We start from the raw sequence: 15,044 nt of genomic DNA, 5'->3' as shown, positions 1-15,044 counted from the left end.
CTAACTTTCGTTCGGAGGAGTATTACTACTTTAGAGGGAGGGAATATTGCGTCGTATCAAATCAAAGATATAAAAAAAGCGCCCTGAGGCGCTTTTTTGTTTTGCAGCAAAATATTAGCCGATGAACTGCTGGCCTTTCATGTAAGGACGCAGCACCTCAGGGATCTCAATACGACCATCTGCCTGCTGGTAGTTCTCCAGCACGGCAACCAGCGTACGGCCAACCGCCAGACCAGAACCGTTCAGGGTATGAACCAGACGGGTCTTCTTGTCGGACTTGCTGCGGCAACGCGCCTGCATACGACGCGCCTGGAAATCCCAGACGTTAGAGCAAGAGGAGATTTCACGGTAGGTGTTTTGCGCAGGCACCCAGACTTCGAGGTCGAAGGTTTTGCAGGCGCCGAAGCCCATGTCACCAGTGCACAGCGCCATACGGCGGTATGGCAGCCCCAGCAGCTCCAGCACTTTCTCTGCGTGACCTGTCATCTCTTCCAGCGCGTCCATAGACTCTTCCGGACGAACGATCTGCACCATCTCAACTTTATCGAACTGGTGCATACGGATCAGACCGCGCGTATCACGACCGTAAGAACCGGCTTCAGAACGGAAACATGGAGAGTGCGCAGTCAGTTTGATTGGCAGATCGTCTTCGTCGATGATCTCATCACGCACGAGGTTGGTCAGCGGCACTTCCGCGGTTGGGATCAGAGCGTAGTTGCTGCTGTCAGCTTCTTCGTCCAGCGGACGGGTATGGAACAGATCGCCGGCAAATTTCGGCAGCTGGCCTGTACCGTACAGCGTATCGTGGTTAACCAGATACGGAACGTAGGTTTCGCTGTAGCCATGCTGCTCGGTGTGCAGATCCAGCATAAACTGCGCCAGCGCGCGGTGCAGGTGAGCAATCTGACCTTTCATTACCACGAAGCGAGAACCGGTCAGCTTAACCGCAGCCGCAAAGTCCAGGCCCGCGTGCATTTCGCCCAGCGTCACGTGATCGCGCACCTCGAAGTCAAACTCGCGAGGCGTACCCCAGCGTTTCACTTCAACGTTGTCGTTTTCGTCTTTGCCGACAGGGACGCTGTCGTCAGGAATGTTCGGGATCGCCAGAGCGATATCACGAATTTCAGCCTGAAGAACGTCCAGTTCAGCTTTCGCCTGATCCAGCTCTTCACCCAGTTTGTTCACTTCCAGGCGTAATGGCTCAATATCTTCCCCGCGCGCTTTCGCCTGGCCAATGGATTTCGATCGAGAATTACGCTCTGCCTGCAGATTTTCTGTTTGTACCTGCAAAACTTTACGACGCTCTTCAAGAGCGCGCAGCTTATCTACATCCAGCTTAAAGCCCCGGCGTGCCAGTTTTTCAGCGACTGCGTCTGGCTCATTACGCAGCAGATTGGGATCGAGCATGCTTATCCTGTGCTTATCGAATTAAAAGAGGAAAAAGTGACCACAGCCTGCGGCCACAGAGATATATTGCCAACATTACCGCAACGATTGAACTAACGGTAGCGTTTTATAGGGCTATTTTGATCCTGTCCGGCAAGCCAGGCGAGCTTTTCGCCAATCTTACCCTCAAGACCTCTATTTGTGGGGTGATAATAGCGGGTTTGTGCCATCTCCTGCGGGAAATACTCCTCGCCGGCGGCGTAGGCGTTGGGTTCGTCATGGGCGTAGCGATACTCCTGCCCGTAACCCATCTCTTTCATCAATTTGGTTGGCGCATTGCGCAGATGAACCGGCACATCGTAGTCCGGACGTTCACGTGCATCCGACATCGCCGCTTTGAAGGCGGTATACACCGCGTTACTTTTCGGTGCGCAAGCCAGATAGACAATTGCCTGCGCAATGGCACGCTCGCCCTCCGCAGGCCCGACGCGGGTAAAGCAGTCCCAGGCGGAAATAGCGACCTGCATGGCGCGTGGATCGGCATTACCGACATCTTCTGACGCAATCGCCAGGCAGCGACGCGCGACATATAACGGATCGCCACCGGCGGTGATGATACGCGCATACCAGTAGAGCGCCGCATCCGGAGCGCTGCCGCGCACGGACTTATGTAAAGCAGAGATGAGGTCGTAAAAACGATCGCCTTTATTATCGAAGCGCGCGCTGCGCTCACCGGCAATTTCGGTGAGCAGTTCAGGCTTTAATACGCGCTTGCCCGCATCGTCCACTTCGGCCATATCGGCCATCATTTCGAGCGTGTTCAACGCACGACGGGCATCACCGTTAACCAGTTCGGCGATAGCAAGACGCGTCTTGTCCGGCAGAACGATATCCTGTCCGCCGTAACCACGCGCGTTGTCCTCCATCGCCTGCGTCAGAACTTTTTCGATATCTTCCGTGGTCAGCGATTTAAGCAGATACACGCGCGCCCGGGAGAGCAGCGCAGAGTTCAGTTCAAACGACGGGTTTTCCGTGGTGGCGCCGATAAAGAAAATCGTACCGTCTTCAATGTGCGGCAGAAAGGCGTCCTGCTGGCTCTTGTTGAAGCGGTGAACTTCGTCGACAAACAGAATGGTGCGACGTCCGGCATTGCGGTTTTGTCGCGCCCGCTCGATCGCCTCGCGGATCTCTTTCACCCCCGACGTGACCGCCGAGATGCGCTCAACGTCCGCGTTGGCATAGCGGGCGATCACTTCAGCGAGCGTGGTTTTTCCGGTGCCGGGTGGCCCCCAGAGGATCATGGAGTGCAGATGCCCCGCCTCAATAGCGCGCGGCAAGGGTTTCCCCGCAGCCAGCAGATGTTGCTGACCGATGTACTGCGCTAAATTTTCTGGCCGCATACGGGCGGCCAGAGGTTGAAACGCATTATCTGAAAAATCGAGCGACAGGTTGCTCACTCATGCCTCTTACTTATTGCGTTGGTCGTCCACCGTTACGCCCTGCGGCGGGGTAAAGGTGAATTTCGATGCATCAATGGCGCCGTTTTGCTGAGACTTCAACTGATAGCTGCTGCGCTGATCGTCCTGCTCAACCGCGCCGAACTGATTGATGGTACCGTTGCTGCTCACGTTAATGGTGAACTGCTTCAGATTACCGTTGCTGCCTTTTGGCGTCAGGACGAACTCATCACCGTTTTGTTTGATGTTGTACTGCTGCCAGTCGCTGGACTGGTTACGGGCAATGAGCATAAACGGCGTATTGCTGGTCGCGTCTTTGAGCCAGGTGGCGGTCGCCTGCTCAACAAACGGATTGTAGAACCACAGGGTTTTACCGTCAGACACCAGAACGCTTTCATCCGGCTGGGTCATGTGCCAGTTGAACAGATTTGGGCGTTTTACCCACAAATCTCCCTGGCCTTCCTGCACCGCGTTGCCGCTGCCGTCAGTCACTTTTTGCGTGAAGCTGGCGTGGAAACTGCTCACTTTATCCAGTCGGCTTTTAAGGTCGCTGGCTGCATCAGCCCAGACGCTGCTGGCAACAAAACTGGAGAGTAATGCACAGGCGATGGCGATTTTTTTCATTGTTATTCCTTAAAATACGTCTTCCCGATATGGGGGTTCCGTTTCTATTCTGTACCTGCCCGAAGGCAGGCGACAGAAGAATATGCTTAATTTTTGCTGATTTACCCTTCTTTGCAATCGCTGAAGATTACTCAAAAGGCGGTGGCGCCAGCACCTCACGGTTACCGTTGTGCCCCTGTTCGCTCACGATGCCCTGGGCTTCCATCTGCTCAATGATACGCGCCGCGCGGTTGTAACCGATACGGAACTGGCGCTGCACGCCGGAGATGGACGCTTTGCGTTTTTCGGTGACGAAATTGACCGCCTGGTCGAATAACGGATCCAGCTCTTCGCCGCCGTCAAAACCACCGCCGCCACCTTCGTTTTCGCTGTCAGAGGTGATGCCGTCAACATATTGCGGTCGCCCGCGCGCTTTCCAGTCCTGCACAACCGCGTGCACTTCCTGGTCGCGAACAAACGCACCGTGAACACGCACCGGCGAGGTGGAGTTCGGCCCGGAATAGAGCATATCACCCATCCCCAGCAGCGACTCTGCTCCGCCCTGGTCAAGGATAGTACGGGAGTCAATTTTACTCGACACGGTAAACGCGATACGAGTCGGGATGTTTGCCTTAATAAGACCGGTGATTACATCCACGGACGGACGCTGCGTTGCCAGTACCAGGTGGATGCCCGCCGCACGCGCTTTCTGTGCCAGACGCGCAATCAGCTCTTCCACTTTCTTGCCAACGGTCATCATCAGGTCGGCAAATTCATCCACCAGCACCACGATGTAAGGCAGTTTTTCCAGCACCGGATGCTGGGCATCCATGCTGTCACCTGGCTTCCAGTATGGGTCCGGAATCGGACGGCCCATACGCGCCGCCTCGGCGATTTTCTCGTTATAACCGGCCAGGTTACGCACGCCCAGCGCCGACATCAGCTTGTAGCGACGCTCCATTTCATTGACGCTCCAGCGTAATGCGTTGGCGGCGTCCTTCATGTCGGTAACCACTTCCGTTAACAGATGCGGAATGCCTTCGTAGACGGACAGTTCGAGCATTTTTGGGTCGATCATGATGAAACGCACGTCTTCAGGCTGCGCTTTGTAGAGCATACTGAGGATCATGGCGTTCACACCGACCGATTTACCCGAGCCTGTTGTACCCGCAACCAGCAGGTGCGGCATCTTCGCGAGATCGGCAACCACCGGATCGCCGGCGATATCTTTACCCAGCACCACGGTCAGCGGGGACGGGTTGTCGCGGAATTTGGTGTTATCCAGAACTTCACGCAGATAAACGGTCTGGCGTTTCTTGTTTGGCAGCTCAAGGCCAACGTAAGGCTTGCCTGGGATCACTTCCACCACGCGTACCGCCACGGTGGACAGAGAACGCGCCAGGTCGCGGGAGAGGTTAGAAATACGCGCCGCTTTTACGCCCGGTGCCAGGTTCAGTTCGAAACGGGTGATCACCGGGCCCGGTGAGTAGTTCACCACGTCCGCTTTAATGCGGAAGTCAGCCAGACGCGCTTCCACCAGACGGGCCATCTGCTCAAGGGCAAAGGTATCCACCGGCTCGACTTCCGCTGGCGGTGGCGTTAACAGATCCAGCGACGGTAGCGGCGTACTTGGTCGTTGCAGCGGTCGGCTGTCTCCGTTACGCATCAGCAGCGGGTGAATCAGGCTCTCCTGCGGCTGTGGTGCTGGCTGCTGGAACTGTGGCTGAGGCGGTGGAGAAGGTGTCTGCGGCTGCGCATACGCCTGCGGCGCCGGCTGTTGCGGCTGCACGTAAGCCTGTGGTGCAGGCGGCTGACGCACCGGCTCCGCTTCCGGCATTACGCTCGGCGTGAACAGCGGTTCGCTTGGGCCATCATCCACCAGATCTTTCATTGGTGAGAATTCGAAATCCGACAGCGAGAACGGGTTTGCCCCCGAAGGTTGCTCACCGGAATAACGCTGCTGCTGCGTTGCTGCAAACTGGCGCGCCAGCTCCGCTTCGGCCGCATCATCGTCGTCCTGCTGTGAAGGCACGTGATGCTGTGAAGGCACGTCATGCTGATACTCTTCGCCGTAACGCTGATTCTGCTGGGCAGCAAACTGACGCGCAAGCTCATCCTGATGCAGTTCGTCGGCATCATCTTCGTAGTCGGACTCACGGGCTTTTTCTTCCGCCATACGCTGGGAAGGCAGTTTAATGCCATAAGAGGCCAGCTCCCGGCGAGTCGGTACGCGCACGCGGTTAGGGCGCGGCAGCTGTGGACCAATGCCCTCTTTCACCTGAGGACGCGGGGCGCTGTCGGTTGCCGGGCTGAATAGCGGAGCGGACGCGGCAGCGGCTGCCGTTGCCTGCTTCACGGCTTCTGCACCCGACGCAACGGCTGGCGTAGGTTCTACAGGTGGAACGCTGACCGAAGGCGCTTTTGCAACAGGCTCCTGCACCGGCTCGGGCACGGGCTGATACCAGGCGGCAAGCTGCTCGCGCTCACGGGCGCGGCGCTCTTCCACTTCTTCAAAATAGTATAATGGCGGACGGGATGGCTTCGCTTCCTCCACCACTTCGGGTTCAGACACCGGTGCAACGTATGGCTGTTCAGGTACAGCGGGTTCGGGCGTATAAGCCTGATACGGTTGTTGCGGCACGCTGGCAGGCTCAGGCGGCTGATACGGTTGCTGCCACTGTTCCTGCTGCACAGGAATATAACTTTCAGGCTCAGGCGCAATGGTCGGTTCAGGCGTATGGACGCCTGGCGCAGTCTGCCAGTCTACCTGCGGTTGCTGGATCGCGGACTCCGGTGCCGGAACAGGCGAGGACGGCATCACGGCTTCAACAGGCGCAACATGGGCCTGAGCAGCCGTCGTTGCGGCAGCAGCAGCGGCTACCGGTTCAGTCACGGAGTGGCCATTCAGCAGCGGATCGTATTCGTCATACTCTCCCGGCGTGGCTCGATGGCCAGAGAACAGTACGTCATCAGGGTCGACGGCCGCACCGCGATACTCAATCTGCTCGTCTTCATCCATACGTTTGCCGGAGAACAGCGCGGCATCCGTTTTACGGCCTAACGGGTTAGCAAATTTTTCAGCGACGCGCTGGCGGCGCGCCAGAGCACCGCGCAGAATACGCGCGCGGCGAGATTCACGCCGCTGTACAGGCGCCTCGTCTTCCTCTTCGTACTCATCTTCATACTCGTCTTCATCGACCCACGTATCGTCACGACGGGTACGGTTGCTGGCGAACGTCAGCAGCGTCAGAATAAAGCTGCCGATCTTCTCAGCAATGCTCACCCAGGACCAGCCGGTAAACAGCGTCAGGCCCGCCGCCCAGATACAGAGCAGCGCCAGCGTGCCGCCGCTGCTATGAAGCATCGGTTGCAGCGCGGAGCTCAACAGGCTGCCGATCACCCCGCCGGAGGCGAAGTACCAGATATCATCAGCGTTGATCGCCGCCAGCCCACAGGAGGTGAGGATCAGCGCCAGGGCGCCAATCAGGCGCAGCGAAACGGCAAAATAATCGATGTAGTCGTCGTTCTGTCGATGACGCCAGGCAAACCAGCATCCGCCAATAATGATGACGGGAAGGGTATAAGCCATCACTCCGAAAATGAAAAAGAGCGTGTCCGCAAGCCAGGCACCGGGAACGCCACCTAAGTTATGAATAGGCTCATGCCATGCGGTTTGCGACCAGCTGGGATCTGAGGGGTTGAAACTGAGTAAGGCGGCCATCAGCCAGACGGCAAAAAGGGCAATAACAATCAGTAACGCCTCGAGGAGACGACGTCCGCTGCTTAGCTTAGATAATGTGACTTCTTTGTCTTCAGTGTATTCCTGGCTCAAGAAAGGCTCTCCAGGTATCAGGCATGTCCTGCCTGTGTGCTAAAACGGACAACAGCGCCGGGTATCCCCGGCACTGTTGCTGTATGGATTAACAGGAGTGTAATCAAACTACACTGATTTTGCACCTGTTCCGTGTTAGCGCGTCTTAATAACCAGACGATTGCTCTGTTTGACCTCTTCCATCACCACATAAGTACGGGTGTCGTTCACGCCTGGCAGACGCAGCAGGGTTTCACCCAGCAGCTTACGGTAGGCGGACATATCAGGCACACGGGTTTTTAACAGGTAGTCAAAATCACCGGAAACCAGATGACACTCTTGAATTTCTTCAAGTTTTTGTACAGCGGCGTTAAATTGCTCAAACACATCCGGCGCACCACGATTCAGAGTAATCTCAACAAATACCAGAAGTGAGGCATCCAGATAATGCGGGTTTAGCAGAGCCGTATAGCCCTGGATAAAACCCTGTCTTTCCAGTCGACGCACACGCTCAAGGCACGGCGTCGGGGAAAGTCCCACACGTTTTGAAAGCTCGACGTTGGAAATACGCCCATCCTTTTGCAATTCATTAAGAATGTTACGATCGATACGGTCGAGATCTTTGCCAGGGCGCTTCTTGCTATCTACCATTATTATTGTCTCTCTGTATTCCTTCCCTACTCCTGCCTGGACCCTGTGCACATCACTGTTCAGAGCCTGCACCCGTTATTCATCACATCGCCTGGTTATGTATTAGACGCGATGTGGATTCGGGTTCTGCGGTAAGAAGACCGTTGCCCGAAAGCAGTCACAGACATCACGTATGGCGTCTGTCCACACCATGCGTAGATTTCACTGACCCGGTAAAAATGGCATTTACGTGCATGTCTATTCGGCATGCAGTTCATGCGTCTTTTTTTCTTCCTTGAATGTTTTCGCAAAAGCGCAGGGGATTGTCAAAGCAAAACATCGATTTTTAGTACAAGATGCCGGATATTCATTACGGGGGGGTATTAATCATCATTTTATTGCCTTATAAACGCGCGATTTTCAGTAGCAGACGTGATATGACCGTGTCTGATCCATAGGGCGTGACTATTGCATATATCGGAAGCAAAACTGTCGTGCTCTTTTTTTACGGCAACAAATTCCCTACAATCCAGCCCATTGCCTGCCAACAACAATGGGGATCTCATGGGCACGACCAAACACAGTAAGCTGCTAATCCTTGGTTCTGGACCTGCGGGATATACCGCAGCGGTCTATGCTGCACGCGCTAACCTGCAACCGGTACTGATTACCGGGATGGAAAAAGGCGGTCAGCTGACCACCACCACGGAAGTGGAAAACTGGCCGGGCGACCCGAACGACCTGACCGGGCCGCTGCTGATGGAGCGCATGCACGAGCATGCTGCTAAATTCGAAACCGAAATCCTGTTCGACCACATTAATAAAGTGGATTTGCAGAACCGTCCGTTCCGTCTGACCGGCGACAGCGGTGAATACACCTGCGATGCGCTGATCATCGCTACCGGTGCCTCTGCCCGTTATCTCGGTCTGCCGTCTGAAGAAGCATTCAAAGGGCGCGGCGTATCAGCCTGCGCGACCTGCGACGGTTTCTTCTATCGCAACCAGAAAGTTGCGGTGATCGGCGGCGGCAACACCGCTGTGGAAGAAGCGTTGTATCTGGCGAACATCGCCTCAGAAGTACACCTGATCCACCGTCGCGACACCTTCCGCGCCGAGAAGATCCTGATCAAACGCCTGATGGATAAAGTGGCGAGCGGCAACATTGTGCTGCATACCAACCGTACGCTGGAAGAAGTGACCGGCGATCAGATGGGTGTGGCAGGTCTGCGAATTCGTGATACGCAGAACACCGACACCGTCGAAACGCTGGAGGTGGCAGGCCTGTTTGTGGCAATCGGTCACAGCCCGAACACGGCCATTTTCGAAGGCCAACTTGAGCTGGAGAACGGCTACATCAAAGTGCAGTCTGGCATTCACGGCAATGCGACGCAGACCAGCATCCCAGGCGTCTTCGCGGCTGGCGACGTGATGGACCATATTTATCGTCAGGCGATCACCTCTGCGGGCACCGGCTGTATGGCCGCGCTGGACGCAGAACGCTATCTGGACGGACTGGCAGAACAAGGTAAATAATCTTTACAAGTCAGTAACAAACGTAAATAAAGGCGGCCACTGGTCGCCTTTATTTTTGCTCACGTGTAACATGCAGATGTCTAATTTCTTATAACGTCACCTGCAAAGTACGCAATGGAAAAAACCCGTCAACAAGAGTTAACGCGCTGGCTGAAACAGCAAAGCGTTCTGTCCCGCCGCTGGCTTATGATTTCCCGCGTTCTGGGATTTATCAGCGGTCTGTTGATTGTTGCCCAGGCATGGCTGCTGGCCCGCATTCTCAATCATATGATCATGGAGAGCATCCCGCGCGAAGCGCTGCTGCTGCCGTTTATCGTTCTGGTGCTGGTTTTCGTCCTGCGTGCGTGGGTGGTCTGGCTGCGCGAACGGGTTGGGTTCCATGCCGGCCAGCACATCCGCTATGAGATCCGCCGCAAAGTGCTCGACCGGCTTTCGGAAGCCGGGCCTGCGTGGATCCAGGGCAAACCGGCCGGTAGCTGGGCGACGCTGATCCTTGAGCAAATCGACGATATGCACGATTACTATGCGCGTTATCTTCCACAGATGGCGCTGGCAGTGTTTGTGCCTCTGATGATTGTTATCGCCATCTTCCCTGTTAACTGGGTAGCGGCTCTGATCCTGATGGGAACCGCCCCGCTCATCCCGCTGTTTATGGCGATGGTCGGCATGGGCGCGGCAGATGCTAACCGTCGCAACTTCCTTGCGCTGGGTCGGTTGAGCGGTCATTTCCTGGACCGTCTGCGCGGAATGGAAACCCTGCGGATCTTTGGTCGTGGTGAAGCGGAAACCGAAAACATTCGCCTGGCGTCGCAGGATTTTCGTCAGCGCACCATGGAAGTGTTGCGCATGGCCTTCCTTTCTTCCGGCGTGCTCGAGTTCTTTACCTCCCTGTCGATTGCGCTGGTGGCGGTTTACTTTGGCTTCTCCTACCTCGGCGCGCTGGACTTTGGCCACTACGGTACGGCGGTCACGCTTTCCGCCGGGTTCCTGGCGCTGATCCTGGCCCCGGAGTTTTTCCAGCCGCTTCGCGATCTCGGCACCTTTTACCATGCCAAAGCGCAGGCGGTGGGTGCTGCCGACAGCCTGAAAACCTTTATGGAAACGCCGCTGGCACATCCGGAGCGTGGTGAGGTGACGCTGAATACGAACGATCCGGTGACCATTGAAGCACAGGATTTTTCTGTTCTGTCGCCTGAAGGCAAAGTGCTGGCCGGCCCGCTGAACTTTACCCTGCCTGCCGGGCAACGTGTGGTGCTGGTGGGTACCAGCGGCTCAGGTAAAAGCTCATTGTTGAATGCGCTGTCAGGTTTTATGGCGTACACCGGATCGCTGCGTATCAACAAAACGGAGCTGCGCGAGCTCGATCCTGATGCCTGGCGTAAACAGCTAAGCTGGGTGGGTCAAAACCCTCAGCTGCCTGCCCCGACGCTGCGCGAGAATGTGCTGCTGGCAAGGCCGGATGCACGTGACGATGAGCTGCAATCGGTCCTCGACCGCGCCTGGGTCAGCGAGTTTTTGCCGCTGCTTGCGCAGGGTGTCGATACCGTCATTGGCGATCAGTCTGCCGGGCTGTCAGTGGGCCAGGCACAGCGCGTCGCGGTTGCCCGTGCGCTGCTGAACCCCTGTTCGTTAATGCTGCTGGACGAACCCGCCGCCAGCCTGGACGCTCACAGCGAGCAGCGCGTGATGGATGCGCTTAACGCAGCCTCACGCCAGCAAACTACCCTGATGGTGACCCACCAGCTGGAAGGTATTGCCGACTGGGATCAGATCTGGGTGATGGAAAACGGACACATTGTTGAGCAAGGCGATTACGCCGCGCTTGTTGCCGCGCAGGGGCCCTTTGCGACCCTGCTGGCGAACCGTCAGGAGGATATCTGATGCGCGCCCTGCTTCCCTATCTTGCTTTGTATAAACGCCACAAATGGATGCTGACGCTCGGGATCGTACTGGCGATTATCACTCTGCTCGCCAGCATCGGCCTGCTTACGCTTTCTGGCTGGTTCCTCTCCGCGTCTGCGGCCGCAGGCTTTGCCGGGCTATACAGCTTTAACTACATGCTGCCTGCCGCCGGGGTGCGCGGCACGGCGATTACGCGAACTGCCGGGCGCTACTTCGAACGCCTGGTCAGCCACGACGCGACCTTCCGCGTGCTGCAACACCTGCGTATTTATACGTTCAGCAAATTGCTGCCCCTCTCCCCTGCCGGGCTGGCACGTTTTCGGCAGGGCGAATTACTCAACCGCGTAGTTGCGGATGTGGATACGCTGGATCACCTCTATCTGCGCGTCATCTCGCCCATGGTGGGCGCGTTTGTGGTGATTGTCGTGGTCACGCTGGGGTTGAGTTTCCTGGATGTTCCCATCGCACTGACGCTCGGCGGCATCATGCTGATGACGCTGATTATTCTGCCGCCCCTGTTTTATCGTGCAGGTAAAACCACCGGGGAAAACCTGACGCGTCTGCGCGGGGAATACCGCCAGCAGCTCACCTCCTGGTTGCAGGGTCAGGCCGAGCTCACCATTTTTGGTGCCAGCAAGCGCTACCGCACCCGTATGGAAAATACGGAACTGAACTGGCATGAAGCCCAGCGTCGCCAGTCTGAACTGACCGCGTTTTCTCAGGCGCTGATGATGTTAATCGGTGGGTTTGCCGTTATCGCCATGCTCTGGATGGCCTCCGGTGGCGTGGGCGGTAACCCGCAGCCTGGCCCGCTGATTGCGCTGTTTGTTTTCTGTGCCCTGGCAGCCTTCGAAGCCTTAGCCCCGGTCACCGGCGCCTTTCAGCATCTCGGCCAGGTGATTGCCTCTGCGCTGCGCATTACGGATATTGCAGAGCAGGAGCCGGAAGTGAAGTTCAGCGCGGGTCAAACCGCTGTGCCGGAGCAGGTCGCGCTGACGCTCAGCAACGTCACCTTCGCCTACGACAAGCAGGCGCAAAACGCGCTGGAAGACATCAGCCTTTCTGTTGATGCCGGGCAGCGCATTGCGATCCTTGGCCGTACGGGATGTGGCAAATCGACGCTTCTGCAACTCCTCACGCGCGCCTGGGACCCGCAGCAGGGCGAGATTCGGTTTAACGACCTTCCGCTGTCTGATTATAGCGAAGCGGCCTTGCGTAAAACCGTCAGCGTCGTGCCCCAGCGTGTGCACCTGTTCAGCGCTACGCTGCGCGATAATCTTCTTCTGGCGGCACCGGACGCCTCTGACGATACGCTGCGGGCGATGCTGGAACAGGTTGGGCTGCACAAGCTGCTTGAGGACGACGGGTTGAACAGCTGGCTGGGTGAAGGGGGCCGACAGCTTTCCGGCGGCGAACTGCGTCGTCTGGCCATCGCGCGCGCCTTGCTGCACGATGCGCCGCTGATGTTGCTGGATGAACCGACAGAAGGTCTGGATGCGACAACCGAGAGTCAAATTCTTGATTTACTGACAAAGGTGATGAAAGGCAAAACCGTGCTGATGGTCACTCACCGTCTGCGCGGGCTGGTGAATTTCGATCGAATAATTGTGATGGACAACGGACACATAATTGAGCAAGGTAATCACGCAGAGCTGCTGGCAAAACAGGGTCGCTACTACCAGTTTAAACAGCGCCTGTAGACTATATTTGTAGCGTCCTCTCTCGCGTACTGGAGTTCTGTTGTCATGCGCCTGGTGCAGCTTTCTCGCCATAATATTGCGTTCCCTTCTCCGGAGGGGGCGCTGCGTGAACCTAACGGATTGCTGGCTTTGGGCGGCGATCTCAGCCCGGCGCGTCTCTTAATGGCTTACCAGCGCGGCATCTTCCCGTGGTTTTCTCCCGGCGACCCGATTTTATGGTGGTCTCCGGACCCGCGAGCCGTGCTGTGGCCCGGGCAGTTTCACCTGAGCCGCAGCATGAAACGTTTTCACGCAAATTCGCCCTATCGCGTCACGCTCAATCACGCCTTCGGGCAGGTAATCGAAGGCTGCGCTGAAGATCGTCATGAAGGCACCTGGATAACCCGCGATATCATTATCGCCTACCACCAGCTTCATGAGCTGGGCTACGCGCACTCCATCGAAGTATGGAAAGATGATGACCTCGTTGGGGGAATGTACGGGGTGGCGCAGGGCACGCTTTTCTGCGGCGAGTCGATGTTCTCCCGCGCCACGAATGCGTCGAAAACCGCGCTGCTGGTTTTTAGCCAGGAATTTGCCCAACGCGGCGGACAACTGATGGATTGTCAGGTGCTGAATGAGCACACCGCCTCGCTCGGCGCGGTTGAAATTTCCCGCCGACGCTATATCGAACACCTTGAACAGTGCCGACAGGAGACTCTTCCGCGCGATTTTTGGGTTCCCAGAATGCTCTTTATGCCCAATGCCTAAATGTTTTCCGCATATTTTTTATGAGGGTGTTATAATTACGCCGCAGAGTAGCTTCTGCCTGTTGCCCCGCCGCCGTTTGGGACCCTCGCTTCAGATAACGTCCTGACGTTTATCCTGTCGTATCCCCTTTACGAATGCGCTTTCCGTTCGGTTGTACCGTGACGCTTGGGCAATACGCTGAAATTGTTTTGCTGCGTTTTAAACGCGCAATTCTTTACTTAATTGATGAATTTCGGCATTATCTTGCCGGTTCAAAACTTGGTAGTGATACCCCAGAGGATTAGATGGCCAAAGAAGACAATATTGAAATGCAGGGTACCGTACTTGATACGTTGCCTAATACCATGTTTCGCGTAGAACTGGAAAACGGTCACGTGGTAACTGCGCACATCTCCGGTAAAATGCGCAAAAACTATATCCGCATTTTGACGGGCGACAAAGTGACTGTTGAACTGACCCCGTACGACCTGAGCAAAGGCCGCATTGTCTTCCGTAGTCGCTAATTGTTTTCGCCTGTAATGGCAGATGAATATTTAAAAGGTCGGGACAATCCCGGCCTTTTTTATTTATGGCCTTAGTGTGGCTGTGTCGGCAGATGTATTGTCATGCACGGGTTCATGGGTACGATTAAATCTTCAGCTATCGCGTGGGTAATGTCATGCAACAGTCCCGTCAGGTGCGGCAACATATCGCGGTCAAAATGCGAAACCAGCAGCACGTGGTTTAACGCCCGGCAGTAGTCACATTTCGTTTCTGTATCTTCCAGCAACCACTCTTTTTGTCGCGGCTGTTCCGCTTCGTCCTCAAATTCCACCACCTGAAAATCACGCATGGATTCTGTGAGGCCGGATTTTACCTCTTCCAGATAAGCTCCGAGACAGCGGCAAACGGGCTGCGTTTGTGGGAGCGAATGACAGTCGAGCAGGATTTCAGTGAGCAGGTTACAGCGTTCGGCAAGAGTTGGGAGAGCGGGGTTGAGGGAGAGTTCGGTGTAGAGCTGGGCGAAGCTATTAATATTAGTCATATGTAATCCTTTATGCACGCAAGATTGTCTGTGCACACACTTTCAGGACGCCAATCCCGGCACCCGATTTTGCAGGTGCGACGCCATTTTATTACTGTAGATTTATCCAGCAACTGACTTCGAAAGAAACTGGAAAGCGCCTCGCAAAATTCCTCTGCGGCCTGATGCCCTCACCCCAGCCCTCTCCCACTGGGAGAGGGAGCAAACAAAAAAAACGGCAACCGAAGTTGCCGTTTTGCTTTTACCTT

General features: G+C 55.9%; 11 protein-coding genes. 5 read left to right on the top strand and 6 right to left on the bottom strand.

Annotated elements, in window-relative coordinates; genetic code table 11:
• Positions 1-114 precede the first annotated feature (114 nt).
• The 5 genes from serS to lrp form a co-directional block, all read right to left on the bottom strand.
• A complete protein-coding gene (serS, locus tag ACQG0S_RS07410) occupies positions 115-1,407 on the bottom strand; it encodes a serine--tRNA ligase (protein ID WP_003858266.1) in 1,293 nt (430 codons plus the stop codon).
• 92 nt (positions 1,408-1,499) lie between these two features.
• On the bottom strand, positions 1,500-2,843 hold the full coding sequence (rarA, locus tag ACQG0S_RS07405; protein ID WP_048966914.1) for a replication-associated recombination protein RarA: 1,344 nt from the start codon (positions 2,841-2,843) through the stop codon (positions 1,500-1,502).
• Between the two features lie 9 nt (positions 2,844-2,852).
• Complete coding sequence (lolA, locus tag ACQG0S_RS07400; protein WP_022647618.1) at positions 2,853-3,467, bottom strand: outer membrane lipoprotein chaperone LolA; 615 nt, start codon at positions 3,465-3,467, stop codon at positions 2,853-2,855.
• A 127-nt stretch (positions 3,468-3,594) separates the two neighbouring features.
• The gene (locus tag ACQG0S_RS07395; protein ID WP_048966913.1) at positions 3,595-7,278 is read right to left on the bottom strand and encodes a DNA translocase FtsK 4TM domain-containing protein; all 3,684 of its coding nucleotides are present in this window, start codon (positions 7,276-7,278) and stop codon (positions 3,595-3,597) included.
• Positions 7,279-7,413: 135 nt separating this feature from the next.
• Positions 7,414-7,908, bottom strand: coding sequence for a leucine-responsive transcriptional regulator Lrp (lrp, locus tag ACQG0S_RS07390; RefSeq protein ID WP_000228469.1), 495 nt, complete (start codon positions 7,906-7,908; stop codon positions 7,414-7,416).
• A 543-nt stretch (positions 7,909-8,451) separates the two neighbouring features.
• Between lrp and trxB the strand changes: the two genes are divergently transcribed.
• From trxB to infA, 5 genes are all read left to right on the top strand, one after another.
• Positions 8,452-9,420 carry a thioredoxin-disulfide reductase gene (gene trxB, locus ACQG0S_RS07385; RefSeq protein WP_022647616.1) on the top strand — a complete coding sequence of 323 codons (969 nt, stop codon included), beginning with the start codon at positions 8,452-8,454 and terminating at the stop codon, positions 9,418-9,420.
• 114 nt (positions 9,421-9,534) lie between these two features.
• Positions 9,535-11,301, top strand: a complete 1,767-nt coding sequence (gene cydD, locus ACQG0S_RS07380; protein ID WP_032624541.1) for a heme ABC transporter permease/ATP-binding protein CydD — start codon at positions 9,535-9,537, stop codon at positions 11,299-11,301.
• Positions 11,301-13,022: a heme ABC transporter ATP-binding protein/permease CydC gene (gene cydC, locus ACQG0S_RS07375; protein WP_048966912.1), complete on the top strand. Its 1,722-nt coding sequence runs from the start codon at positions 11,301-11,303 to the stop codon at positions 13,020-13,022. The genes cydD and cydC overlap by 1 nt, the downstream gene beginning before the upstream one ends.
• Before the next feature lie 45 nt (positions 13,023-13,067).
• A complete protein-coding gene (gene aat, locus ACQG0S_RS07370; RefSeq protein WP_023299713.1) occupies positions 13,068-13,772 on the top strand; it encodes a leucyl/phenylalanyl-tRNA--protein transferase in 705 nt (234 codons plus the stop codon).
• Positions 13,773-14,056: 284 nt separating this feature from the next.
• Positions 14,057-14,275: a translation initiation factor IF-1 gene (infA, locus tag ACQG0S_RS07365; protein ID WP_002211347.1), complete on the top strand. Its 219-nt coding sequence runs from the start codon at positions 14,057-14,059 to the stop codon at positions 14,273-14,275.
• A gap of 71 nt (positions 14,276-14,346) precedes the next feature.
• Here infA and ACQG0S_RS07360 read toward each other — a convergent pair whose 3' ends face one another.
• Positions 14,347-14,796, bottom strand: a complete 450-nt coding sequence (locus ACQG0S_RS07360; protein ID WP_048966911.1) for a hypothetical protein — start codon at positions 14,794-14,796, stop codon at positions 14,347-14,349.
• Positions 14,797-15,044: the final 248 nt, after the last annotated feature.

The organism is Enterobacter cloacae complex sp. 418I7 (genome assembly GCF_050030705.1).
In the GTDB taxonomy this organism is placed as follows: Bacteria; Pseudomonadota; Gammaproteobacteria; order Enterobacterales; family Enterobacteriaceae; genus Enterobacter; species Enterobacter intestinihominis.
Note: the sequence above shows the minus strand (reverse complement) of the source record. Positions and strands in the feature narration are given on the sequence as shown.

Coding starts and splice junctions, on each gene's coding strand:
- ACQG0S_RS07360 (WP_048966911.1), bottom strand. CDS start 14,796: ATGACTAATATTAATAGCTTCGCCCAGCTCTACACCGAACTCTCCCTC.
- trxB (WP_022647616.1), top strand. CDS start 8,452: ATGGGCACGACCAAACACAGTAAGCTGCTAATCCTTGGTTCTGGACCT.
- cydC (WP_048966912.1), top strand. CDS start 11,301: ATGCGCGCCCTGCTTCCCTATCTTGCTTTGTATAAACGCCACAAATGG.
- aat (WP_023299713.1), top strand. CDS start 13,068: ATGCGCCTGGTGCAGCTTTCTCGCCATAATATTGCGTTCCCTTCTCCG.
- lrp (WP_000228469.1), bottom strand. CDS start 7,908: ATGGTAGATAGCAAGAAGCGCCCTGGCAAAGATCTCGACCGTATCGAT.
- cydD (WP_032624541.1), top strand. CDS start 9,535: ATGGAAAAAACCCGTCAACAAGAGTTAACGCGCTGGCTGAAACAGCAA.
- lolA (WP_022647618.1), bottom strand. CDS start 3,467: ATGAAAAAAATCGCCATCGCCTGTGCATTACTCTCCAGTTTTGTTGCC.
- serS (WP_003858266.1), bottom strand. CDS start 1,407: ATGCTCGATCCCAATCTGCTGCGTAATGAGCCAGACGCAGTCGCTGAA.
- infA (WP_002211347.1), top strand. CDS start 14,057: ATGGCCAAAGAAGACAATATTGAAATGCAGGGTACCGTACTTGATACG.